Origin of the sequence: Streptococcus cristatus ATCC 51100 (assembly GCF_011612585.1) — a bacterium.
In the GTDB taxonomy this organism is placed as follows: domain Bacteria; phylum Bacillota; class Bacilli; order Lactobacillales; family Streptococcaceae; genus Streptococcus; species Streptococcus cristatus_H.
Window position 1 is genome coordinate 223,496 of record NZ_CP050133.1, and the last position, 24,580, is coordinate 248,075.

The 24,580-nt window shown below is 41.0% G+C and carries 25 protein-coding genes, 1 tRNA gene and 2 pseudogenes; 21 read left to right on the top strand and 7 right to left on the bottom strand.

The window, feature by feature from the left end; genetic code table 11:
• Positions 1-18: 18 nt before the first annotated feature.
• Positions 19-1,641, top strand: a complete 1,623-nt coding sequence (gene groL, locus HBA50_RS01140) for a chaperonin GroEL (protein WP_045500401.1) — start codon at positions 19-21, stop codon at positions 1,639-1,641.
• A 494-nt stretch (positions 1,642-2,135) separates the two neighbouring features.
• Here the strand turns inward: groL and HBA50_RS01145 are convergent, their stop codons facing one another.
• The 4 genes from HBA50_RS01145 to HBA50_RS01160 form a co-directional block, all read right to left on the bottom strand.
• Entirely contained in the window at positions 2,136-3,281 is a 1,146-nt protein-coding gene (locus HBA50_RS01145) for a low temperature requirement protein A (RefSeq protein ID WP_045500403.1), read from the bottom strand.
• A 211-nt stretch (positions 3,282-3,492) separates the two neighbouring features.
• Positions 3,493-3,909, bottom strand: a complete 417-nt coding sequence (locus tag HBA50_RS01150) for a helix-turn-helix domain-containing protein (RefSeq protein ID WP_071788307.1) — start codon at positions 3,907-3,909, stop codon at positions 3,493-3,495.
• A gap of 28 nt (positions 3,910-3,937) precedes the next feature.
• On the bottom strand, positions 3,938-4,543 hold the full coding sequence (locus tag HBA50_RS01155) for a DUF1269 domain-containing protein (protein WP_000432802.1): 606 nt from the start codon (positions 4,541-4,543) through the stop codon (positions 3,938-3,940).
• 767 nt (positions 4,544-5,310) lie between these two features.
• Positions 5,311-5,826, bottom strand: coding sequence for a DUF308 domain-containing protein (locus HBA50_RS01160; RefSeq protein WP_045500407.1), 516 nt, complete (start codon positions 5,824-5,826; stop codon positions 5,311-5,313).
• A gap of 147 nt (positions 5,827-5,973) precedes the next feature.
• On the opposite strand from HBA50_RS01160, the pseudogene HBA50_RS01165 reads away from it, so the two are divergent.
• Positions 5,974-6,651, top strand: a pseudogene (locus HBA50_RS01165) (site-specific integrase); the annotation flags it as partial.
• An 86-nt stretch (positions 6,652-6,737) separates the two neighbouring features.
• On the opposite strand, the gene HBA50_RS01170 reads toward HBA50_RS01165, so the two are convergent.
• Both HBA50_RS01170 and HBA50_RS01180 read right to left on the bottom strand, forming a co-directional pair.
• A tRNA-Lys gene (locus tag HBA50_RS01170) sits at positions 6,738-6,810 on the bottom strand.
• Positions 6,811-7,075: 265 nt separating this feature from the next.
• Positions 7,076-8,344 (bottom strand): replication-associated recombination protein A, encoded by a 1,269-nt coding sequence (locus HBA50_RS01180; RefSeq protein ID WP_045500409.1) that lies wholly within the window; start codon positions 8,342-8,344, stop codon positions 7,076-7,078.
• Positions 8,345-8,431: 87 nt separating this feature from the next.
• Between HBA50_RS01180 and HBA50_RS01185 the strand changes: the two genes are divergently transcribed.
• From HBA50_RS01185 to HBA50_RS01250, 14 genes are all read left to right on the top strand, one after another.
• Complete coding sequence (locus HBA50_RS01185; protein WP_045500412.1) at positions 8,432-8,902, top strand: DUF3013 family protein; 471 nt, start codon at positions 8,432-8,434, stop codon at positions 8,900-8,902.
• 9 nt (positions 8,903-8,911) lie between these two features.
• Positions 8,912-9,364 (top strand): NUDIX hydrolase, encoded by a 453-nt coding sequence (locus HBA50_RS01190; protein ID WP_045500414.1) that lies wholly within the window; start codon positions 8,912-8,914, stop codon positions 9,362-9,364.
• On the top strand, positions 9,361-9,831 hold the full coding sequence (locus HBA50_RS01195) for a GNAT family N-acetyltransferase (RefSeq protein ID WP_045500419.1): 471 nt from the start codon (positions 9,361-9,363) through the stop codon (positions 9,829-9,831). Before HBA50_RS01190 ends, HBA50_RS01195 begins: the two co-directional genes overlap by 4 nt.
• A 143-nt stretch (positions 9,832-9,974) precedes the next feature.
• Positions 9,975-10,928, top strand: coding sequence for a 50S ribosomal protein L11 methyltransferase (prmA, locus tag HBA50_RS01200; protein ID WP_045500941.1), 954 nt, complete (start codon positions 9,975-9,977; stop codon positions 10,926-10,928).
• Complete coding sequence (locus tag HBA50_RS01205; protein WP_045500421.1) at positions 10,929-11,672, top strand: 16S rRNA (uracil(1498)-N(3))-methyltransferase; 744 nt, start codon at positions 10,929-10,931, stop codon at positions 11,670-11,672.
• 120 nt (positions 11,673-11,792) lie between these two features.
• Positions 11,793-13,187 carry an IS1182 family transposase gene (locus HBA50_RS01210; protein ID WP_045496874.1) on the top strand — a complete coding sequence of 465 codons (1,395 nt, stop codon included), beginning with the start codon at positions 11,793-11,795 and terminating at the stop codon, positions 13,185-13,187.
• A gap of 217 nt (positions 13,188-13,404) precedes the next feature.
• On the top strand, positions 13,405-14,094 hold the full coding sequence (locus tag HBA50_RS01215) for a gamma-glutamyl-gamma-aminobutyrate hydrolase family protein (RefSeq protein WP_045500422.1): 690 nt from the start codon (positions 13,405-13,407) through the stop codon (positions 14,092-14,094).
• 256 nt (positions 14,095-14,350) lie between these two features.
• Complete coding sequence (locus HBA50_RS01220; protein ID WP_045500423.1) at positions 14,351-14,800, top strand: 8-oxo-dGTP diphosphatase; 450 nt, start codon at positions 14,351-14,353, stop codon at positions 14,798-14,800.
• A gap of 85 nt (positions 14,801-14,885) precedes the next feature.
• Positions 14,886-15,329, top strand: a complete 444-nt coding sequence (locus HBA50_RS01225; protein ID WP_045500426.1) for a dUTP diphosphatase — start codon at positions 14,886-14,888, stop codon at positions 15,327-15,329.
• Between the two features lie 727 nt (positions 15,330-16,056).
• On the top strand, positions 16,057-17,454 hold the full coding sequence (gene radA, locus HBA50_RS01230) for a DNA repair protein RadA (protein WP_166492643.1): 1,398 nt from the start codon (positions 16,057-16,059) through the stop codon (positions 17,452-17,454).
• A gap of 74 nt (positions 17,455-17,528) precedes the next feature.
• Positions 17,529-18,224, top strand: a complete 696-nt coding sequence (locus HBA50_RS01235; RefSeq protein ID WP_005591607.1) for a TIGR00266 family protein — start codon at positions 17,529-17,531, stop codon at positions 18,222-18,224.
• A gap of 167 nt (positions 18,225-18,391) precedes the next feature.
• A complete protein-coding gene (locus HBA50_RS01240; RefSeq protein ID WP_045500428.1) occupies positions 18,392-18,886 on the top strand; it encodes a beta-class carbonic anhydrase in 495 nt (164 codons plus the stop codon).
• 100 nt (positions 18,887-18,986) lie between these two features.
• Positions 18,987-19,853 (top strand): ABC transporter permease, encoded by an 867-nt coding sequence (locus tag HBA50_RS01245; RefSeq protein ID WP_045500429.1) that lies wholly within the window; start codon positions 18,987-18,989, stop codon positions 19,851-19,853.
• Entirely contained in the window at positions 19,850-20,608 is a 759-nt protein-coding gene (locus HBA50_RS01250) for an ABC transporter ATP-binding protein (protein WP_045500431.1), read from the top strand. Before HBA50_RS01245 ends, HBA50_RS01250 begins: the two co-directional genes overlap by 4 nt.
• Before the next feature lie 165 nt (positions 20,609-20,773).
• On the opposite strand, the pseudogene HBA50_RS01255 reads toward HBA50_RS01250, so the two are convergent.
• A pseudogene (locus HBA50_RS01255) lies at positions 20,774-21,765 on the bottom strand (M protein trans-acting positive regulator PRD domain-containing protein).
• A 291-nt stretch (positions 21,766-22,056) separates the two neighbouring features.
• Here HBA50_RS01255 and HBA50_RS01260 point away from each other — a divergent pair.
• From HBA50_RS01260 to HBA50_RS01280, 5 genes are read left to right on the top strand one after another with little or no spacing between them, the layout of a single operon-like run.
• Positions 22,057-22,296 (top strand): GlsB/YeaQ/YmgE family stress response membrane protein, encoded by a 240-nt coding sequence (locus HBA50_RS01260; RefSeq protein ID WP_015605856.1) that lies wholly within the window; start codon positions 22,057-22,059, stop codon positions 22,294-22,296.
• Positions 22,297-22,350: 54 nt separating this feature from the next.
• Positions 22,351-22,917: an alkaline shock response membrane anchor protein AmaP gene (gene amaP / locus HBA50_RS01265; protein WP_045500434.1), complete on the top strand. Its 567-nt coding sequence runs from the start codon at positions 22,351-22,353 to the stop codon at positions 22,915-22,917.
• Between the two features lie 12 nt (positions 22,918-22,929).
• Positions 22,930-23,103 (top strand): DUF2273 domain-containing protein, encoded by a 174-nt coding sequence (locus HBA50_RS01270; protein ID WP_005591614.1) that lies wholly within the window; start codon positions 22,930-22,932, stop codon positions 23,101-23,103.
• Between the two features lie 13 nt (positions 23,104-23,116).
• Positions 23,117-23,716, top strand: coding sequence for an Asp23/Gls24 family envelope stress response protein (locus tag HBA50_RS01275; RefSeq protein WP_045500436.1), 600 nt, complete (start codon positions 23,117-23,119; stop codon positions 23,714-23,716).
• A gap of 34 nt (positions 23,717-23,750) precedes the next feature.
• Positions 23,751-23,957, top strand: coding sequence for a CsbD family protein (locus HBA50_RS01280; RefSeq protein WP_045500439.1), 207 nt, complete (start codon positions 23,751-23,753; stop codon positions 23,955-23,957).
• Positions 23,958-24,580 lie beyond the last annotated feature (623 nt).

A 24,580-nucleotide genomic window follows, 5' to 3' on the forward strand; every position in this document is an offset into this window, starting at 1 on the left:
TAAGAAAGAGGTTTAAAGATGGCAAAAGATATTAAATTTTCATCAGATGCACGCAGTGCAATGGTTCGTGGTGTGGATATTCTAGCAGATACTGTCAAGGTAACCTTGGGCCCTAAAGGTCGCAATGTTGTTTTGGAAAAATCTTTTGGTTCACCCCTCATCACCAATGACGGTGTGACAATTGCCAAGGAAATCGAGCTGGAAGACCATTTTGAAAATATGGGCGCTAAGCTGGTGTCAGAAGTGGCTTCAAAAACCAATGATATCGCTGGAGACGGAACAACGACTGCTACTGTATTGACCCAAGCTATCGTTCGTGAAGGAATCAAAAACGTGACTGCGGGTGCCAACCCAATTGGTATCCGCCGCGGGATTGAAGCAGCAGTTGCAACAGCTGTTGAAGCCCTGAAAGAAACGGCGATTCCAGTTTCTAACAAGGAAGCGATTGCTCAGGTTGCTGCCGTGTCTTCTCGTAGCGAAAAAGTCGGTGAGTACATTTCTGAAGCTATGGAAAAAGTTGGCAACGATGGCGTTATCACTATCGAAGAGTCCAAAGGGATGGAAACAGAGCTGGATGTCGTAGAAGGAATGCAGTTTGACCGTGGCTACCTGTCTCAATACATGGTGACGGATAGTGAAAAAATGGTGGCTGATCTGGACAACCCTTATATCTTGATTACAGACAAGAAAATTTCTAACATTCAAGAGATTCTGCCATTGTTGGAAAGTATTTTGAAAACCAACCGTCCGCTCTTGATTATTGCGGATGATGTGGATGGTGAAGCTCTGCCAACACTGGTTCTTAACAAGATTCGTGGCACCTTCAATGTAGTGGCTGTTAAAGCACCAGGTTTCGGTGACCGTCGAAAGGCTATGTTGGAAGACATTGCAATCTTGACTGGTGGTACAGTGATTACAGAAGACCTTGGTCTGGAGCTCAAAGATGCGACCATTGAAGCGCTTGGACAAGCTTCTAAAGTAACTGTTGACAAGGATAGCACTGTGATTGTGGAAGGCTCTGGTAATCCAGAAGCTATTGCCAATCGTGTGGCCGTTATCAAATCTCAAATCGAAAGTACAACTTCTGAGTTTGATAAAGAAAAGCTACAAGAACGTCTGGCTAAATTGTCCGGTGGTGTGGCGGTGATTAAGGTCGGTGCGGCAACCGAAACCGAACTTAAAGAAATGAAACTCCGCATCGAAGATGCCCTTAACGCGACTCGTGCCGCAGTAGAAGAAGGAATCGTGTCAGGTGGTGGTACAGCCTTTGTTAGCGTATTGGATGCAGTAGCTGCTCTCGAATTAACAGGTGATGAAGCAACAGGTCGTAACATCGTCCTCCGTGCCTTGGAAGAGCCTGTCCGTCAAATCGCTTTGAATGCAGGATTTGAAGGCTCTATCATCATTGACCGCCTGAAAAACTCTGAAGCAGGTACAGGCTTTAATGCTGCGACTGGCGAATGGGTGAACATGATTGAAGCTGGAATCATTGACCCAGTTAAGGTAACGCGCTCAGCCCTGCAAAATGCCGCTTCAGTTGCTAGCTTGATTTTGACAACAGAAGCTGTTGTGGCTAATAAGCCAGAACCTGCGCCAGCAGCACCAGCTATGGACCCAAGTATGATGGGCGGCATGATGTAAGGCACATCAAAGAAAGTACAACTTTTTTGAAATCAATAAAGTAAAAAAGACTTCAAACTATTGATCAAAAACAATGGTTTGAAGCCTTTTTATTGTGCTATTAATGAGACAAAAACTTGTAAAATAATGAAAAAGCCTTAGATTCCAAGGCTTTTTAGTCATACTTTCTATGCCCCCTGCATGAATTTGTAAGAACTTTTCATATTGAAAATAAACAAAAATGTTGAAATATAGCTGATTTTAGGGAAATACTTTTAGGTATTTTCAATGTCAGGATTTAAAAATGGGGCAAAAGTGGGGCAAAAACAAATTAACGAAAAAAATATCGAGTTCGTGCATCAAGTAAATGATAAATTGCAAGAATAAGTGCAACATTTACTCGAACTCATCCTCTAGAGCTTCACTAGCAGTTCTGTAAGCTAAACATTTTCGTGGTCGGTGATTGATATCATATAAAGCCTTGGTTCCCAAAGCTTTTTAATGTTATAAACTCATTAAAATAACTCCCAGTTAGATTTGGAATATTTTTTATTCTGTGTCATATAAAAATAAATAAAATGAATGGCTATAGCTAGAGCTAAAATGGTTGTTATACTCACTACTATTATAGGATTAGAAGCAAAGATTAAAGAGAGAATAAAGGCAGCCAGATAGAGTGTCGCTTGGACACAGTAGTAACTTTTCGAATAGCGAAGATAGTGTTTGTTATAGGGCCCATTTACTAGGACAGCAGCTTGAAAGAGGCCAAATCCGATATAAGAGAAGCTGGTTGCAAAGAGACGATTAGCTTCAGGATTCTGAAGAAAACTCATCGATACAATCATCATCATAAGTCCAATGAAAATAGGATAGTGACTGTAAATTAGAAATAGTCCCTTTTGATTAGATTTTTCATCAATAGCATGGTCGAATTGACCAAAATAAAACAAGAACAGAGAAATCATAATAATGAAATAAAGAACCGAATAAATCGAGAAATTCTCGATTGTAAAGAAGTTAGCTAGATTCGTAATCATCTCTCCAAACGTAATAATGACAAGAAGGGAGATGCGCTCGATTAAATGGGGAAGATTTACCTGGTAATGCTTATCTTTATTAAGCAAGATACTTGGCGTAATAAATGTTAGCAGAATACTAGCATAAAGGATATAGACTCCAATGTAAATAGGAAGAAGAGCTGCTAGATAGATTTCTAAACTTCGTAGACCTGTTATCCATAGAAAACCTTTGATACTTTCCCTATGAACATTATCGGTTGATTTTTTAAAAAACTCAACCAAATATTGAAAAAATAAGGTAAGGGTTAATGTACCAATAGCCCAACAGAGATAATGAAAATATTGTTGCCAATCAGGTCCAATCATATTGGCTATAAAGAGTAAAAGTCCCATTTTGATAAACATGATTACCATGTTAAATAAAGAGTTCTTTCCATAGCGATTGGTATAATCGGTTTGAATCATCCAGGAATCGATGAGAAACAAAATAGCAATGAAAAAATCAAGGAAAGAATTCCAAGTCAAAATACCGTTATGAAGATGGTCGATTAAAGTAGTTACTTTTGAAATTGCAAAAACAAAAACTAAGTCATAAAAAAGTTCTGAAAATTCTACACGTTTATGTTTAATAAGAGTTGTCATCTTAAGACCTTTCTATTTTAGAAGTACAATTTATTATAACAGAAAATGGTAATGAGAGAAAAGGAGATGCTTAAATAACTTTATGTGGCGCGAATTGTCAAAACCTTGGAGCACATTTTCACGTACCAGCTTACAGGCGGAGTGTTTGGTGATTGATAATGAAGAATAAGATTTTACAATAGAAAAGCGAGGATATCCTCGCTTTTTTTATTTAATCTAATAGCTCCTTATTTTCAATTAAGAGCTCTAGTGGAGATTTATCTCTTGCTTCAATAAAACCAGGTTCATATTGGGTATGAAGTGTTCTTTTCTGAGAAGTTGGATCAATATACAACTCTTTTCCATCTTCTGTGTATAGTTGGTTGCCTCTTGTTAGGTAAAGTAAATCCTCTAAGTACTGTCCATCAGTATGTAGGAAATGCTCGATGTATTTGACAGCTTTTAAGATTTCACTTACTTTATCAGAGTATTCATTAGATTCAAGAACACTCTTTTCTAACTCAATCTCTTTACTCGTTCCAAAGAGTTGGGTTGGAGTTGCATTAAAATATTCTGCTATCTTATCCAAATTTGCAAAGGTAGGATAGCTTTTTTGTTTTTCGTAATCAGAGATGGACTGTTTACCGATTCCTAATTACCTCAGTCTCTTCAGTCTGTTAATTTTTTTTCGAAAATTTCTCTTTAATACTAGCTTTCAATTTATCAAATTTTTCACGACGAGCTTCTTTTTTATCCGCAATTAAGCGAGCTTTAGCTTGATGCTCTAAATCTTCTTGAATTTTGAGAGCTGACTCTATCTCTGCCGCAACAGTAGCGACATCCCATCTAGCAATGTCAACCTGATACTTTTCAAAAATAGCATTTAAAACAGATTCATCATTTTCTTGTACAAGTGCAATAATAGCTACTTCGCCATTAGTCAACTTTTTACTAACGGTTGTAATTAATGCCGAATTGATCAATTCTTTGTCTGAACCAACGGAGGCGCCAATTGCTCCACCAGTAGCAAAACCAAAGAGAACACCTAGTGGTCCACCTAAAATTCCGATTAAACTACCAATTAATCCGCCTTCGAAATAATCATCTCCTAGGGAATTCATCAAATCAAAGCTATCTTTGACGTTAACAACACCATTTTCAGCTTTTACAATTGAAGCCTGAGCTAATTTTGTATTTTCAGTTTGAACAAACTGTTTTAATTCTGAAAAGGCCTGAAAGGCTTCACTTTCAATATGAAAAATTGAGACAACAACATTTTCCATGGGCTTACACTCCTTTATTACTTTATAGAGATAGAATAAAATCTCCTATATTTAGTAGTACAAACTACTGCTACACAAGGTGAATTGTAGCATACAATAATCTTTTATGCAATATACAATATATTACAAAAAGATTAAATTTTTATTTAAAAACTTATATTCTATAAATTAGGCAATTTTAAAATTTTGATTAAAAAGAAAGATTTAGATAGAGCTGTTGGTAGACTTAGGAAATTTTAAGAACATGCATTAGTTAAATTAAATGGTTCTTTTCAATTAAGTTTTAACTTCTATCTGGTAAGTAAAAGGAAAAATAATACCCGTGGTGCTAGTTAAACTCAAAATACAAGAAAAGCCTAAAAGGACTATACTGTAAGTGACAAAACAAAACAGGAGGATAGTCCAAATGAGCCACTTACATTAGTCCTGTGAAATACAGAACTAAATCCTTCACTTAAATTACTTGTCTAACTTTTTGGGGTCAGTACAAACAGTGCTTTTTTTGTTGAAATCGCAAAGAATCTAAGCTTTCTTTTTGCAGATAACATTCGCTCTTTTATTTTCGGTATGATTGAGTCGATGCCCCGTTCTCGACCGGTTATTATTGCAACTTATCGAATGCTAGAGCACTATGCCATCACTTTTTGGAAGAATACTTGGAGCAATTCTACGCAGAATGGAATGCGAAAAAGTGATAATTAAAGAGACAAAAAAGCTGAGAATATGATTTCCCAGCTTTTTTGAATGCGATAGAAATAGCAACTAGACTATTTACGAAAGACCCCAATAATGTAGGTGAAGCCAGTAACTAAAAATGCAAAGGCAATGACATAAACGACAAAGACACCTGTAGCCACTGGATTGAACAGAATCACTAGACCTAGTAAAAATTCAAGCAAGGCTACCCACGTGATATTGCTACCAATAATAGGGAAAATCAATCCTAGACGATTGCCTTTAAAGAAAGCAATAATGGCTTCTACAATTAACCAAATTCCTACAATGGTCGGAATGACGACCGGCAGGGTCAAAAAGCCATAAGCAACGAGGTAAAGAGCTAAGAGAAGACTAACAAATCCTTGGAAAAGATAAACAGGTGAGCGAAGCTCTTTTGGTGCAGAGAAATAGCCTAAAATAGCTGCTATAGAAGAAACCAGTAAACCAAATGCAATCCACCAGCTGTAAGCAACAAGATTAGCTACTGGGTTTGTAAATAGGAAAAGTCCTAAAAGGACAAAAACAACTCCTGCAAGGAATAGCAGTAAACGATTAGAAAATTTCATTTCAATACCCCCCTATATAGTTATATAGTATAGTATAGTTTGCTAATAAAACTATTGTACTTATTTTTATAGAAAATGTCAATAAAATAAATAAACAATTTGGAAGTTTCAGTCTGACTTACAAAAAGAAAATCGCCCTCATACAGCAAATTATTTTCATCCAAAGAACAACAGATGACAGAAGAGAAATATTTACATACAGAAAAGGACTATCTGGATTTACTTTTAGCAGTAAAGAGAAAATTTGATTACCAACGTTCAATTGTTCCTTATATTGTCTATTTTCTATTAAAAACAGGCATGAGGTTTGGAGAGTTAATAGCGTTAACTTGGAATGAGGTTGATTTTGACAGAGGATTGTTAAAAACATACAGGAGGTATAATACTCTCTCTCATAAGTTTGTTCCACCAAAAAATAAAACGTCTATTCGGATGGTTCCAATAGACGAGGAGTGTATCAAAATTTTGCGCCTTTTACAAACGGAGCAAGAAAGGGCAAACATGGAGTTAGGAATCAAAAATCGATATCGGATGATTTTTCAACATTTTGGATATATTCATTCAGTCCCAGATATCGCAAGTGTCAATAAAGCTTTGAGTGTTCTCTTAAATGAGTTGGACATTTATCCAATTATCACGACAAAAGGAGCACGTCATACCTATGGGAGCTACCTCTGGCACAAAGGATTTGACCTTGGAGTTATCGCAAAAATTCTAGGGCATAGAGATATTTCAATGTTGGTAGAAGTGTACGGACACACTTTAGAAGAGAAAATTTTTGAAGAATTTAATCAAATAAGAGATATTTGGAAAGATTGCTCATAAAAAAATGTGGGGCAGAAAGTGGGGCAAAATGATTTCAGAGCAAGCAAAAAAGCCTACAGAGTAGGCTTTCTTAGTCATACTTTCTATGCCCCCTGCAGGGCTCGAACCTGCGACCCATAGATTAAGAGTCTACTGCTCTACCAACTGAGCTAAGGAGGCAAGAGAAAAAGCTGTATTGGTGCCGGACCTTCACGATTTGTATTGAACCCGCGCAATTAAGCAGGTGGGCAACTCGCTCTAACTGAAGCTGCTTCCGCGTGACACGGCTTGCACGCTGTTAGAAGTCTTTTGTTTCCCTAATAATACAAAAAATAGTCGGTCAACACTTAAGTGTGAAGTCGTACACCACAGCGTTTCTATAATTATAATACCATAAATTTTGAAAAATTCAAGAGAAAAATGTGATTTTTTGCAAACGATGCCATCATTTTTTTAAGTCATCAATCTTATTCTTGGTCAATCCAAGGGCTCGCTCGTATTTGCCATTTTCATTGGGAGTGAAATAATTGGCGTCTTTTATCTTATCGGGCAGGTAGTCCTGCTTGACCCAATTGCCAAGATAGGAGTGAGGGTAGAGATAGTCCTGTGCGTTGCCCAATTCTTTGCTTCCTGCGTAGTGGCCGTCTCGTAAGTGGCGTGGGATGGGCAGATTTCCATTCTTTCTGAGGTCGGCTAAAGCCTTGTCCATAGCCACATAGGCTGAGTTGGACTTGGGCGACAGAGCCAGATCAATAACAATATTGGCAATGAGGATACGGGCTTCAGGAAAGCCGATCCGCTGGGCTGCTTCCAGGGCTGTAACGGTATGGACTTGGGCGTCAGGATTTGCTAGGCCAATATCTTCGTAAGCGATAACGGTCAAGCGTCGAGCTAGGCTAGGCAAGTCTCCTGCCTCAACGAGGCGAGCTGCGTAGTGGAGGCTGGCATTGACATCGGAGCCACGGATGGACTTCTGCAGGGCAGAGAGGACATCGTAATGGCCGTCCCCGTCCTTATCCATGGTGATATAGCTCTTTTGCAGGCTGTTTTCCATGACATCGAGCGTGATGTGACGGATGCCCTTGCTATCTTCTGGGGTAGAGAGTACGGCTAGGTCCAGCGAGTTATAGGCGGAGCGCAGGTCTCCGTTGGTAGAGATAGCGATGAAGTCCAGAGCTTCCTTGTCTAGCTCCACTGGAAAATCAAATCCTCGTTCCTTATCTGTCAAGGCTAACTGAATAGCTGTCCGAATGTCGTCGTTGCTGAGGGGCTCAAGTTCAAATATCTGAACCCGGCTGCGAATAGCGGGTGTCACTGAGAAGAAAGGATTTTCCGTCGTCGCCCCAATCATAATAACCAGCCCACTTTCTAATAGTGGCAGCAGGAAATCTTGCTTGGTCTTGTCCAGACGGTGAATCTCGTCTAGCAGGAGCACCAGTCCGCCGGAAAATTTCGCTTCTTCAGCGATCTCTTGCAGGCGTTTCTTGCTATCTACGGTGGCGTTAAAGGTCCGAAAGGCAAACTTGGTTGTGCCGGCAATAGCCGAGGCGATGGAGGTTTTGCCGATGCCGGGTGGTCCATATAGAATCATCGAGGACAGGCGGTTGGCTTCAACCATGCGGCGGATGATTTTCCCGGGTCCGACCAGATGTTGCTGGCCGATGATCTGATCAATGCTGGTTGGCCGCATGCGCAGGGCGAGGTTTTCTGGCATAAGATTTCCTTTCTGCAAGTGTTTTTCTTGGCTTTTTGTGTTACTATTATAGATAGTAATATTTTATCACAATGAAAAGAGGAAATCATGGCTAAGTACGGTTTTTTAGAGATATTGGACGAGGAAATGGGGAAGAGCTTTCCTTTTGACTATGAGATAAACTGGGACAAGAAGAATCACGCAGTGGAAGTGGCCTTCCTCCTTGAGGTGCAAAATCCCGGCGGTATTGAGACGGTTGATGCTGAGGGTAATGCCTCGGCAGAGGATATTTACTTTGAGGAAGCTGTGCTTTTCTATAATCCGGTCAAGTCTCGTTTTGAGGCCGAGGACTATCTGGCTGCCCTGCCCTATGAGCCTAAAAAGGGGCTGTCACGGGAGTTTCTGGCTTATTTCGTGGATTTTCTAACCCAAACAGCTGAGTCTGGCCTTGATGCGCTCATGGATTTCTTAGCAGATCCAGAGGCAGCAGAGTTTGAGATAGCTTGGAATGCTGAGGCTTTTGAAAATGGCAGAGCAGATGTGATTGAGACGGAGTTTTACCCTTATCCGAGGTATTAGGAGGCGCTGATGGCAAATGCAAAAGGGCTAGATTTATTGCACAAGCAGATGGAGTTTTCTGGCTGCAAGATTGCCTTGCTCTGTGATGATAAGCTACTGACTATCTTGCGAGACGATATTTCAACCATTCCTTGGCCCAATATGTGGGAGTTGCCGGGCGGTGGCCGCGAGGGTGAGGAGACTCCTTTTGAATGTGTTCAACGAGAAGTTTTCGAAGAGCTTGGTTTGAAGCTTGAAGAAGCGGATATTCTCTGGGTTAAGAAATATCAAGGAATGCTTAATCCAGACAAAATTTCTATTTTTATGGTGGGAACTGTCACTCAGGAAGAATTTGCTAGCATTGTCTTTGGCGATGAGGGACAGGCTTATCAGATGATGGATGTGAGTCAGTTCTTATCAGATAAAAAGGTTATTCCGCAGCTGCAGGACAGGTTGAGCGATTATTTGGAGGTACAAGCATGATTCATATTGAACGGGCGGGAGCTGAGGATTTAGAAACCATTATTGCCATTCAGCGGTCGAGTTTTAAGGCCGTTTATGAGAAATATCAGGATCAATACGACCCCTATCTGGAGGAGCGAGAGCGGATTCGATGGAAACTGGTCGAGCGCCCAAATAGTTTTTATTATTTTGTCAGAGACGGCGAGAAGATTCTGGGCTTTATTCGCTTGAATACAAATGATGAACAGACAGCAGGTTGGATTGGAACAGTGGCGATTTTGCCAGAGTACCAGAATAAAGGATATGGCTCTGAGGGGCTTGGCCTGATAGAGGAGACATTCTTCACCATTAGGCAATGGGATTTGTGCACGGTTTTACAAGATAAAGGCATGGTGGCTTTTTATGAGAAAAATGGCTACCATCAGACCCATACTGAGCCTGAAAAAGAGGGCATGGATATGGTTTACATGACGAAGACAATGAAATAAACAAAGAAAGGATCGTTCAGTTAAATTTCTAAACTGAACCTGCCCTAAACACTGTGGCAAAAAGATAAAGTTCTCTTAGACGCAAACGTCGTCAGAGAATTTCCTATTTTGGCTTTGTGTTTTATGGGCTTGGTATCTTAATGATGGACACTTGGCAGGAATTAACGATTGAAGTGAAGCGTGAGGCGGAGGAAGCAGCCTCTAATATTCTGATTGAGCTGGGCAGTCAGGGTGTGGCTATCGATGACAGCGCAGATTATCTAGGGCAGGTTGACCAGTATGGCGAGCTTTTTCCAGAAGTGGAGCAGAGCGAGCGGGTCAAGATTACCGGCTACTACCCAGATTCTGTGGATATAGAGGCCATTGCGGCCCAGGCCAATGAGCGCCTGGCTGAGCTGGATGGTTTTGGCTTGGAGACAGGAGATATTCAGCTGACTCGGCAGGAGCTGGCTGAGGAAGACTGGGCGGACAATTGGAAGAAGTACTTTGAGCCGGCTCGCATTACTCATGATTTGACTATTGTGCCATCATGGACGGACTATGAAGCGACATCTGGTGAGAAGATCATCAAGCTGGATCCTGGCATGGCCTTTGGGACAGGTACTCACCCGACGACCAAGATGAGCCTCTTTGCTCTGGAGCAGGTCCTGCGAGGCGGAGAAACGGTGCTGGATGTAGGCACAGGAAGTGGCGTCCTCTCCATTGCCAGCTCTCTCTTAGGCGCTAAGGACATCTACGCTTATGATTTAGACGAAGTGGCGGTGCGGGTGGCGCAGGAAAATATTGAGCTCAACCCCGGTATGGAGAACATTCATGTAGCGCCAGGTGATCTTCTCCGAGGTGTGGAAATCAAGGCGGACGTCATTGTTGCCAACATCTTGGCCGATATTCTCATCCATCTGACAGAGGATGCCTATCGTCTGGTCAAGGATGAGGGCTATCTGATTATGAGTGGGATTATTTCTGAGAAGTGGGAAATGGTGCGCGAGTCAGCAGAAACGGCAGGATTTTTCTTGGAAACGCATATGATTCAGGGCGAATGGAATGCCTGTGTCTTTAAGAAAACGCAGGACATTTCAGGCGTGATAGGTGGTTAGATGCAGCAGTATTTTATAAAAGGAAGTCCTCAGTCCCCTCTGGTGGTCACGGATAAGGACACGGCCAAACATATGTTTTCAGTCATGCGGCTCAAAGAGGACGACCAAGTCACACTGGTCTTTGATGATGGCGTGAAACGGCTGGCCCGGGTATTGGACCCCAGTCAGCAGAGCTTGGAAATCTTGGAGGAGCTGGCGGACAATACTGAGTTGCCAATTCAAGTGACTATTGCTTCAGGCTTTCCTAAGGGTGATAAGTTGGAATTTATCACTCAAAAGGTAACGGAGCTAGGAGCCTGTGCTCTCTGGGCTTTTCCAGCGGACTGGTCGGTGGCTAAGTGGGATGGCAAAAAGCTAGCTAAAAAGAGCGAAAAGCTAGAGAAAATTGCTCAGGGAGCAGCAGAGCAGAGCAAGCGCAATCTGATTCCTGAGGTTCGGCTCTTTGATAAAAAGACAGACTTTCTGGCGGCCTTGGCAGACTTTGACCGCATCATCGTGGCCTATGAAGAATCGGCCAAAGAAGGAGAAGCTGCAGCTCTAGTCCGGGCTCTGTCAGGCTTGGCAGCCGGCACAAAAGTGCTTTTTATCTTTGGACCGGAGGGTGGTCTCTCGCCAGAGGAAATAGTCGCCTTTAGCCAAGCAGGGGCTGTCTCTGCCGGTCTAGGTCCACGTATCCTGCGGGCTGAAACAGCTCCCCTTTATGCCTTGACAGCAGTCAGTGTTATGCTTGAATTAGAAAAATGAAATCAGCAGACTTCTGCTGATTTCAGATTGAAGACAAAGTCCTTAGAAGACACTTTTCTAAGGGCTTTTCTTTTTGTAAAGTCGTATAATAGAGGTGAGAAGAATTGTGAGGTATTCTCTATGTTTCACAAAGAAAAACCTGATTATCATCGCTGCCAATATGGCTTCTATACGATCGACGAATTGGTCCCAGAGGATCACTTTCTTCGCCAAGTGGATTCAAAGCTTGATTTTGATTTTATCTATGACTTGGTAGAAGACACCTATAGTCCAGATAATGGTCGTCCTAGTCTCGATCCTGTCATGTTAGTCAAAATCCCTTTGATTCAATGTTTTTATGGCATTCGCTCCATGCGCCAAACCATTAAAGATATTGAAGTAAATGTAGCTTATCGTTGGTTTCTTGGACTAAGCTTGGATGACAAGGTCCCTCATTTTACCACCTATGGAAAGAATTACAGTCGTCGTTTTCAAGATAAAGAATTAATTTCAGAGATATTTTCGCGAGTGCTCCATCAAGCTTTATGTGCTGGCTTAATTGATCCTTCGGAACTATTTGTGGATGGTACTCACATCAAAGCGGCAGCTAACAGTCACAAATATCGTAAGAAAATGGTTGCCCAACAAGCTAAATTTATGAGTGAGCAATTGGAAGTTGAGATTGATTTAGATAGGAGGAAACATGAAAAAAAGTCCTTAAAGCCCGCAAAAGAAAGCGAGGCTAAAGAAAAGAAAATCTCAAGGACAGACCCAGAGAGTGGCTGGTTCCACAAGGGTCAACACAAGGAAGTATTTGCCTATTCTGCCCAGGTAGCTTGTGACAAGCATGGTTGGGCACTAGCTTATAGTGTTGAAGCAGGAAATGTACACGATAGTCAGGCTTTCCCTGCCCTTTTTTCAAAGATAGAAGCTTTCTCCCCACGCTACATTATTGCGGACTCAGGCTATAAGACCCCAGCTATTGCTCATTATTTATTAGAGCGAAACATCATCCCTGTCTTTCCCTATACCCGCCCCAAGGGTGTAAAAGGGAACTTAAGGCCCGGTGATTTTGTTTATGATGCCTTCTATGACTGTTACCTCTGCCCAGAGAACCAAGTGTTAACCTATCGCACGACGACCCGAGCAGGCTACCGTGAGTATAAGAGTGATCCAAAAGTATGTGTCGCCTGTCCCCTATCATCAGTTTGTACCCAGAGCCAGAATCAGCAGAAAGTCATCACAAGACATGTATGGAAAGATGACCTTGAATTTTGTGAAGAGATTCGCCACAAAAGAGGGATGAAGGAGCTTTATAAGAAGCGCAAGGAAACAATTGAGCGACTCTTTGGGACTGCTAAGGAATATCATAACTTGAGATACACCAGAGAGAAAGGAAAGTCCAAAATGGAAGATAAGGTTGGGCTTACTTTGGCGTGTTTGAATCTTAAAAAACTAGTAAAAATGAGGGTGGACAAGCCTTTTTATTTTGTTCAAATGACCATTATTCTATCAAAAGATGAAATATTAGCCTGACAAACAGAAAAAGACAAACACCATTTGGAATGTTTGTCTTCAATCTGAAATCAGCAGACTTCTGCTGATTTTTTCTTGTCTGTCGCTACTATATCTCTTTTTGTGGAAAACTGTTCTTGACATAAAAAATTTTTATGGCCAGCTTTAAAAAATACTATTGGACGGCTGAGAGGTGGAATGGTAAGATATTCTATATCAAGTTAAGGAGGGATCATCTATGTGCAGAACAATTGTTGGAGTGTCGGCTAATCTTTGTCCGGTGGATCAGGCGGGCAAAAACATTCATTCATCTGTATCCTGCAAATTTGCCGAAAGCATCAAGCTAGTCGGCGGTCTGCCTATGGTGATTCCTGTCGGGGATAAGAGTCTGGTCAAGGACTATATAGAAACCATTGATAAGCTCATTCTATCAGGTGGTCAAAACGTTCATCCACAGTTTTATGGGGAGGAAAAGGCCATCGATAGCGATGATTACAATCTGGCTCGCGATGAGTTTGAGCTGGCACTCTTAAAGGAAGCTATTCGTCAGGGTAAGCCAGTCTTGGCTATCTGCCGTGGTCTGCAGCTGGTCAATGTCGCTTTTGGTGGCACGCTTAATCAGCAGATTGACAATCATTGGCAGGGACTACCATTTGGGACTTCGCACTCCATTCGTACAGAGAAAGGCAGCGTTGTAGAGCGTTTGTTTGGTCAAGCCAGCCAGATTAATTCTGTCCATCGGCAAAGCATCAAGGACTTGGCGCCTAATTTCCGAGCAACCGCCTTTGACCCAAGGGATAATACCATCGAAGCGATTGAGGCTGTGGATGGCAGTCGTATCATCGGCCTTCAGTGGCATCCAGAGTTTTTGATCAACGAAGAAAAGGGCAATTTAGAGCTATTTCAATATCTTTTGCAAGAATTATAAAATCTAAAATTATTTTTAGCTAATTTTAAGATAAGCTTTATATAATATAACCATCAAATGAAGACCTCCTAACTTTATTTGATGAAATCCTAAAACTTTTCTTTTTCATAATAATCTCCCTATAAGAACCGCCCAATCGGCGGTTTTTTTTTACTGGAAAGGCTGAGAAATCTGGATTTTCATCAATTTGATTACTTTTATGTTATAATGAGTCACAGCAGGCCGAGCGAATCGGTCGGTAGATGGAGGAGCAGAGATGTCACGAGCAGAGCGAGTTATTTTAACAAATATGTGTATGGTTTACGATGGGGACCGCATTTTAGTGCAAAATAAAGTAAATGATGATTGGACGGGCCTCTGCTTTCCAGGTGGTCATGTTGAACATCGTGAGTCCTTTGTCAAATCAGTGATACGGGAAATCAAGGAAGAAACAGGCCTGACCATCTATGAGCCTCGCTTGTGTGGTGTCAAGCAGTTTTACACTGAAAAAGATGAGCGCTATATCGTTTTTCTTTACAAGACCAATCGTTTTGAGGGAGAACTGGTTTCATCCGAAGAAGGCGAGGTATTCTGGATTGACCGCAAAGACCTTGACCGCTATTCGCTGGCCGTGAGCTTTAAGGAAATGTATCAGGTTTTCACATCAGATTTGACGGAGCAGTTTACCTATCTAGAGGATGGAGAGGTCGTCAAAGGTTTATACTAAGGAGAACCGCCCAATCGGCGGTTCTTTTGCTTGTTTTTTGCGAATTTAGTATAATAGGAACAGTAAAAATAGAAAAGAGAACTGTATGAAAATTCGCGGATTCGAGCTGGTTTCCAGCTTTCCAAATGAAGATTTATTACCCAAGAGAGAGACGGCTCACGCAGCGGGCTATGACTTGAAAGTGGCAGAGCGCACCATCATTGCGCCGGGGGAGATTAAGCTGGTTCCGACGGGTGTCAAGGCTTATATGCAGCCAAGCGAGGTACTTTATCTCTATGACCGCTCGTCTAACCCTCGTAAAAAAGGTCTGGTCTTGATTAACTCCGTTGGGGTCATCGACGGCGACTACTATGGCAATCCTGGAAATGAAGGCCATATCTTTGCTCAGATGCAGAACATCACAGACCAAGAGGTTGTACTGGAAGTGGGTGACCGCATTGTGCAGGCTGTTTTCGCACCATTTTTGATGGCGGATGGGGATGAAGCCGACGGTGTGCGGATAGGCGGATTTGGCTCTACTGGGCATTGAGATGAAAAGGGAGTCCTTTTGAAGAAAAATTTGGAGAGAAAAAATGTCAGGATTATATTTTGAAGTGAAATCTCAGTTAAGGAAAGAATTTAACTTGTGGCACGATATTGTACTTAAATTATTTGAAGTTATTCTACTTTTATTGGTGATTAGTTTTGTTTTTACTCTCGCAACCTCTAATCAATATGTTTCAGGAAGAGATCTAGTTTACATAGGAATATATTTTTTTGTGCATCGTAGTTTCATGATATTTAGGAAAAATAAAATTATAAATACAGCTCTAAACTATGGACGAAATAGCACTTTAACAAAGGCAGATGTTGAAAAACTTTTAATTGAAATTCAAAAATCAATAAATCATAGCCGAGATTTGATAAAATGGGGAATGGGAATTTTTGCAACAGTTATGATCGCTTTTTTGTCCATTACTTCAACATTATTTTCAAAGATGGTGGATTTAGCTATGAAGAGTATTTCAGAGAAGGAGATGTCAGATTTTTTGGGAGAATTCTTCACTAATTCTACAGCATTAGATTATTTGAAATTCATATTTTTAATTTTGACAATAGTAGTCATGTTTTTATTAATTATCTATATTATATTAGATTTATTTACTTATGACAGAAGGTTTACATATGGAGTTTTAATTAATTTTCAGTATGATGCTTTTCAAAGCGAGATAATAGAGGGAAAAAGCAAATGGACATCGTTGAAAGAGGTGTTTTTCATAGATTATTTTTTTAAAAGGAGGAAATCTATCATCGCTAAGAAAAAGACGACCTTTGTCTGTCAAAATTGTGAATACCATTCGCCCAAATACCTAGGTCGCTGTCCCAACTGCGGCTCTTGGTCTTCTTTTGTTGAGGAAGTGGAGGCCGCAGAAGTCAAGCATGCCCGTGTTTCCTTGACAGGTGAAAAGACTCGGCCCATGAAGCTGGCTGAGGTCACTTCGATTGATGTCAATCGGACCAAGACGGAAATGGACGAATTCAATCGTGTGCTGGGTGGTGGCGTAGTGCCGGGCAGTCTGGTCCTGATTGGCGGAGATCCCGGTATCGGGAAGTCCACCCTGCTTCTGCAAGTATCCACCCAGCTTTCCCACCAGGGCACCGTCCTATATGTCAGTGGGGAGGAATCAGCTGAGCAGATTAAGTTGCGGGCGGAGCGTCTCGGTGATATTGACAGTGAATTTTATCTCTACGCCGAGACCAATATGCAAAACATCCGCACGGAGATTGAGAAAATCAAGCCAGATTTTCTGATTATTGACTCCATTCAGACAGTGATGTCGCCGGAGATTTCCAGTGTTCAAGGCTCTGTCTCTCAGGTTCGAGAGGTGACAGCTGAGCTCATGCAGCTGGCTAAGACCAATAATATTGCGACCTTTATCGTTGGTCACATGACCAAGGAAGGAACCTTAGCTGGTCCCCGAACGCTAGAGCACATGGTGGACACCGTGCTTTATTTTGAAGGCGAACGTCAGCACACGTTCCGTATCTTGAGAGCAGTCAAGAACCGCTTTGGCTCTACCAATGAGATTGGTATTTTTGAGATGCAGTCTGGCGGGCTAGTTGAGGTGCTCAATCCAAGCCAAGTCTTTCTAGAAGAGCGACTGGATGGCGCAACAGGTTCTTCTATCGTTGTGACCATGGAAGGAACGCGGCCGATTTTGGCAGAGGTGCAAGCTTTGGTGACACCGACCATGTTCGGCAATGCCAAGCGGACCACGACCGGCCTGGACTTTAACCGAGCCAGCCTCATTATGGCGGTTCTGGAAAAGAGGGCAGGCCTTCTCTTGCAAAATCAAGATGCTTACCTCAAGTCAGCTGGAGGTGTCAAGCTAGATGAGCCAGCGATTGATTTGGCGGTGGCGGTCGCCATTGCTTCCAGTTATAAGGATCTGCCGACCAATCCTCAAGAGTGCTTTATCGGTGAAATTGGCCTGACTGGTGAAATCCGCCGGGTCAACCGTATCGAGCAGCGCATCAACGAAGCAGCAAAACTAGGCTTCACCAAGATTTATGCTCCTAAAAACTCTTTGAGTGGCCTCAAAGTTCCAGACAATATCCAAGTCATCGGTGTGACAACGATTGGGGAAGTCTTGAAAAAAGTCTTTGCTGGATGATTGTCTTTGTTTTAGATTGCAAAAATATTTTATTATTGCTATAATTTTCTTAAAAAAACAAGGAGGGAACTCTTATGCAATTTTCCATGGATAGCAACATGCAATTTCCACTCGTTGACCTCTACCTCAATCAAGGGGAGACAGTCTTTATCCAGCGTGGCAGTATGGTCTATCACACCCCTAATGTGACCTTGAACACTCAGCTCAATGCTAACGGTTCAGGTTTGGGCCGCTTTGTCAAGGCAGTCGGCCGTTCCATGGTGTCGGGTGAAAGTACCTTCATCACCCAGGCTGTCGCCCAGTCCGATAACGGTTTTCTAGCATTAGCACCAGAAGTTCCCGGTCAAGTTATCCCTCTCTATCTGGGAGAAAAGCAGTACCGGCTCAATGACGGTGCCTTTCTGGCTCTGGATGGTACAGCTTACTATACGATGGAGCGCCAGTCTGTTGGCAAGGCAATATTTGGCGGTCAAGGTGGCCTCTTCGTCATGACGACTCAAGGGCAGGGTACTCTCTTGGCCAATGCCTATGGATCGATTAGGAAAATTGAACTAAATAACCAAGAAGTAACCATTGATAATGCTCATGTCGTAGCTTGGAGTCAGTCCTTGGATTATAATATCCATCTGGAAAATGGCTTCTGGCAGTCGATTGGAACGGGAGAAGGAGTTGTCAACACTTTCCGAGGTACCGGGGAAATCTATGTTCAAAGTCTCAATCTTCAAAGCTTTGCGGGCTCACTCAGTCGCTATATCGCAAAAGGTTCATAGAAAGGTGTGGATGAATTTCCGCACCTTTTTTGCATTTTTCTTTCATTTTTTCATAAAAAACGGACATTTTTGCTTTATCTAGATCTGAAAACTGACAAAACACCCAAAAGATGATAAGATGGTAGGAAATGGTTTGATTATCAAATAAATTCTAGTAAGGGGAAAGAATGTCCTATTTTGAAAACTTTATGAAGGCCAACCAAGCCTATGTGGACCTGCATGGAACCTCCCACCTGCCGATTAAGCCCAAGACCAAGGTAGCGATTGTGACTTGTATGGACTCCAGACTCCACGTGGCTCAGGCTCTGGGGCTGGCGCTGGGAGATGCTCATATCTTGCGCAACGCTGGCGGTCGGGTGACAGATGACATGATTCGCTCGCTGGTCATCTCTCAGCAGCAGATGGGCACGCGGGAAATTGTAGTCTTGCACCATACGGATTGCGGTGCACAGACTTTCAAAAATGAAGAATTTACTGTTTTTCTCAATCAAGAGCTGGGCGTTGATGTCAGCGGGCAGAATTTCCTTCCTTTTACAGATGTTAAGGAAAGTGTGCGGGAAGACGTGGAGCTTCTCCGCCAATCACCCCTAATCCCGGATGATGTGGAGATCTCAGGAGCGGTGTATGACGTTGCTACAGGGCGGATGACCGTCGTTCAGTGACTCTTAGGAAGCCAGTTTGTTTGTCGGTATTTCGGCATTGAAATTGGCTGCTTTTTTGTGTTAAAATAGAATACGATTTTAATTTAGTTAGGACAATAAGATGATTCTTTCCATTATTTCACAAGGTCTAGTCTGGGCCATTTTGGGTCTGGGGATTTTCATGACTTTTCGGATTTTGAATTTTCCAGATATGACGACGGAAGGTTCCTTTCCTCTAGGTGGAGCGGTAGCTGTCACCTTGATTACCAAGGGGGTGAACCCTTTCTTGGCGACGGCAGCTGCGGTGTTAGCGGGCTGTCTGGCAGGTTTGGCGACAGGCCTTCTCTATACCAAGGGCAAGATTCCGACCCTGCTGTCAGGAATTTTGGTCATGACCTCTTGCCATTCCATCATGCTTATGATCATGGGGCGGGCTAATCTAGGTCTGCTGGGAACTCGGCAGATTCAGGACTTTTTGCCCTTCTCTGGGGAAATCAATAATCTCCTGACAGGCTTGATTTTTGTCAGTCTGGTCATTGTCGCTCTGCTCTTTTTCCTAGATACCAAGCTAGGGCAGGCCTATATCGCGACTGGAGACAATCCTGATATGGCGCGTAGTTTCGGTATCAATACTGGCCGCATGGAATTGATGGGCATGATCTTGTCTAATGGTGTCATTGCCTTGTCTGGTGCTCTGATTGCCCAGCAGGAAGGCTATGCAGATGTGTCCCGTGGGATTGGGGTTATCGTCGTCGGCTTGGCGAGTCTGATTATCGGGGAAGTTCTCTTTAAGAGCCTGACCTTGGCAGAACGTCTGATTACAATTGTAGTTGGTGCGATTGCCTATCAGTTTCTGATTTGGGGTGTCATCGCTCTTGGTTTCAACACCAGCTATCTCCGTCTCTACAGTGCGGTTATCTTGGCGATCTGCCTCATGATTCCAACCTTGAAAAATACATTCTTTAAAGGAGCTAAGTTAAGCAAATGACAGCGATTGTAGAATTAAAAAATGCCAGCAAGCGGGTCAATAACGGCTTTGATGAAGAAAAGGTCATCCTAAACGATGTGTCGCTGGAGATTCATGAGCACGATTTTGTCACGATTTTGGGGGGCAATGGAGCAGGGAAGTCAACTCTTTTTAATGTGATTGCCGGTACGCTCTCTCTAAGCAGCGGTAGCATTTACATCTTGGGCGAAAATGTGACCAACTTTTCTCCTGAAAAGAGAGCTAAATATCTGTCGCGAGTCTTTCAAGATCCCAAGATGGGAACGGCTCCTCGGATGACAGTGGCGGAAAACCTGCTGATTGCCAAGTTTCGTGGCGAATCCCGTGGCCTAGTCCCGCGTCGACTGAATAGCTATCGACAAGAGTTTCAGGAGACCATTGATAAGATTGGCAATGGTTTGGAGAAACACTTGGATACGCCGATTGAGTTTCTATCAGGTGGTCAGAGACAGGCTTTGAGTCTGCTCATGGCGACCCTCAAGCGTCCGGAACTGCTTCTCTTGGACGAGCATACAGCAGCGCTGGATCCCAAGACCAGTGTGGCTCTCATGGAGTTGACTGACGACTTTGTCCGCAGAGACCAGCTGACGGCCCTCATGATTACCCATCACATGGAGGATGCTCTCAAATACGGCAACCGTCTGATTGTCATGAAGGAAGGGCAAATCATCCAAGATCTCAAGCCAGAAGAAAAAGCCAAGATGACCATAGCGGACTATTATGGCTTGTTTGAGTAAAGTTGCCCATTTTTTTGGAATGCTAAAAAAATGAATAAGCAGTAAATAATTATTAAACGGATATAACTCAGTCTTCACAGGGGTGTATCCGTTTTTCAAAAATTTGCTCAGATAAATGAATAAAAACCGCTAGATTGCGGTTTTTTGTTATCAAAATAGTCTAAATCACTCATCTAAGCGAATAAACATCATCGCGTTAAGCAGGGAGATGAGCGCGACTGTATTAATATTATTGGAATAGATCAGTCTCTTGTTCTCAATGGGTGGAATAATAAAATTAGAAATGATGATATCGTAAGGTGATTCTTTTAAAGAATCGATTGATAATTCTAATTTATTCCAAACTTCAAGTTCAAAATTATTACTGCAATAATAAGAAAGTGTCTCTGCTACTGATTTTGCATGATACTGATCAAAATTACTCATGACTAAAACCTTTAATTTAGGCTGATTTTGTAAAAGATTCAGCACTAAATGTTTGCTGTGAGTGATAAAGGTATAGGATAGATGGTTGACTTTCATTGAATTATTATCGATACCAAGAGTCTCTAGATAATGTTCAATTCCTTTTTTAATATCTGAAACAAATTGAGGGAAAATATTTTGAAAGTTCTTGATGGTATTCCCTTTTTGATCAAATAGGATAAACTCTGTAGATAGTTCCTGACGGTGCAGATGTGCTGTATTATGCAAATGCCAAATAAGATTGTCATTATTGTCTATTTTTAGATTATATTTGCTTTCTATCTGATTTTAAAATTATATTGTTTTTTTATAATTTTGTTAATGTGACTGATTATACGATAGAGTGAGGAAGAGCTTATATAAAACTCTTTACAAATACTCTCGGTTTCATATCCTTCGTTAAAGAAGATGAATTCTAAAATTGAAAAATGGGTTGAGTGCTTAAAAAAATGGTGATAGACCATTTCAATATCACTATCATCGGTATTAATGATACGTATGCCATTAGTGGACGAGTGAAAAATCAATTGAGGAAAAGAGGACTTAACATGGGATAACTCATCTTTTACTGAACGTTCTGTACAATTTAATAGTTCAGCCAGTTCAGAAATATGAAACCAGCGTTTGTTTTTAAATAGTAGTTCTAATAGTTCTAATTGCCTGTGGCTCTTTTTAGACAGTAATTCTCGCATTAAAATATTATCTTTCTTTATATAGTGTTTTTATTATCAGGAAATTATACCATATTTTTATACATTTAACCTCGTTTAACAACTCTAAAATATATCTAAAAATGCTTGTAAAAGCCTATAGAACAAGGAATTCTTATCTTTTTGTATCTATAGTACAGATAAACGGTAAGAAAACCAAGCTGAATTATTATGTTTCCAAGTTGGAAAATTATATAATTATATTAATCAAAAAATAATATAAAAATATTATTAAGACATTTTGATTCAGAAAAATTAGAAAGGAGAATCACTATGTTGTGGTCAATTATTATCGGTGGGCTTATTGGTCTGGTTGCTGGATCAATAACAAAAAAAGGCGGTTCTATGGGAATTGTCGCCAACGTTGTTGCAGGTTTAGTTGGTTCAGCTGTTGGTCAGTCTCTTTTAGGAACTTGGGGACCTAGTTTGGCTGGCATGGCTTTGATTCCTTCTATCATTGGTGCGGTTATTGTAGTTGCTGTTGTATCGTTTTTTGTAGGTAAAAAGGCATAAGAATTCTTTTTATATACAATTTAAATTTAAATTTGAATTATGAAAGGATTCAATATGTCAAAATCAAGAAAAATACTTTTTCTTATTCTCTGTATTTTAATCTTGACGATTTTGATTCCTGTTTTGCTAGATTTTCATAAAGTTAGCGGTTTAGGTCTTCAGTTATTTACCTGGAAGAATATTCCTTTTGTAGGGTACTTTCTTTCTAGATACGTTTTCTGGGGAACATTGGTTTTATCAAGCTTGATCTTGCTATTGATGTTGGTTATACTTTTTTATCCTAAGAGAACATTGGAAATTAAGTTAGCTGATGCAGATGGGAAACTGATGCTGAAAAATTCAGCAATTGAAGGATTTGTTCGTAGTCTGGTGACAGACCATGATTTTATTAAAGATCCTACAGTTTCCGTAAATAGCCGGAAAAACAAATGTATGGTTTCTGTTAAAGGAGCAATTGTTCCGTCAGAAAACATCATCAAAAGAAGTCAGTTGATTCAAGAAGAAATTGCTACTGGATTAACAGAATTCTTCGGTCTCAATCATGATGTCAAGCTTGAAATCTCTGTATCAGATTTCAAACCAAAATCGCAGGCTAAAAAAAATACTAGTCGTGTAAAGTAAGGAAGTACCAAAATGGAATGGTTTAAAAAATATCAATATCTAATCCTATCTGGATTAGCGGGCGGTGTTCTAGCCTGCTTTATCCTATCCTTTGGCTTCTTTAAGACACTATTTGTCTTGATTTGCGCTGCCATAGGAGCAGGAATCGGATATTATATACAACAAAAAAATATATTAAATAAATAATAAGGAGTTTCTTATGTCAAATACAAATAAAGATTTTAAAGATGTTGCTAAAAAGGAAGTTGCGCAAGCAACTCATGAAGTAAAAGGTGAATTGACTTACGAAGATAAAGTCATTCAAAAAATCATTGGTCTCTCTTTAGAGAAAGTTTCAGGTTTGCTAGCTGTTGATGGTGGCTTCTTCTCTAATTTAGCAGATAAATTGATTAATACTGATAACGTAACGAATGGTGTTAATGTTGAAGTTGGGAAAGAACAAGTGGCTGTTGACCTGAACGTGGTCGTGGAATATCAAAAGAATGTTCCAGCAGTATACGAAGAAATCAAGAATGTTGTTGTAGAAGAAATTTCTAAAATGACTGACCTAGAAGTTGTTGAAGTTAATGTCAATGTTGTTGATATTAAAACTAAAGAACAACATGAGGCTGACTCAGTTAGCCTTCAAGATCGAGTAACAGATGTTGCTGAATCAACAGGCGAATTCGCTTCAGAGCAATTCGAAAAAGCAAAATCTGGTCTTAGCGGTGGTTTTTCAGCCGTTCAAGAAAAAGTTGGTGAAGGTGTAGAAGCTGTTAAAGATGCTGCTTCATCAAATGAAAATACTCGCGTACATTAATTAAAAACAAAAAGAAATAAAGGAGGACATAGTTATGTCAACAGAAGAAAAATTCAACCAAGCTAAAGGTGCTGTTAAAGAAGGACTAGGCAAATTAACTGGTGATAAAAAAACAGAAAAAGAAGGAGCAGCTGAAAAAGTTGTTTCTAAAGTCAAAGAAGTTGCTGAAGATGCAAAAGATGCAGTTGAAGGCGCTATTGAAGGTGTTAAAAATATGCTTCATAAAGACGACGAGAAATAAGGTTATGCTGTATTATATATAGTAGCTGGTAGAAATCAACTATAGTCTAAAGGAGACCTCATCTTAGGGTCTCCTTTACTTTTTTATGTTCATTCTTTTTAGTTAAATTTTTTCAAACTCCATAGTGTAAACGCTTGCAATCTTTTGGTAGAAGGAGTATAATATAAGTGAAGATAGGGAAAGGAAAAACTTAATTTCGCATTCGATTTGGTTTGCTGATATATTTATTTGTAACATATAAGTCGTTGCTTTACTGGACTATTGGTTAGATCATTGGGTAGGCCTGCTTAGCCTATCTGATTATGACAGTGGGATAGAAAGTAGAAGCTTTTAGATGGTTTTCAGTCTTCGAGATGTTAACCGATAGTTGCTTTGTGATTAATATTTCTAATGCTAAGATAAAAGAAAATCATTAGCGCTTAAAGGAATTAAAAATTTAATAATCAACAATCATTGTTAGTCAGTTCCGAATGGAATAAACTGATTGCTCCCATATCAGCAAGGTGAATCAGACCTCTAGCCGAGTCACGCTAGAGGTCATTTTGATGGATTCAGGCAGTTGTTGGAGGACTCCGGCTTTACTTATAGTAAGGACTAAGAAAGCAGTTTTAAAAAGCGATGAG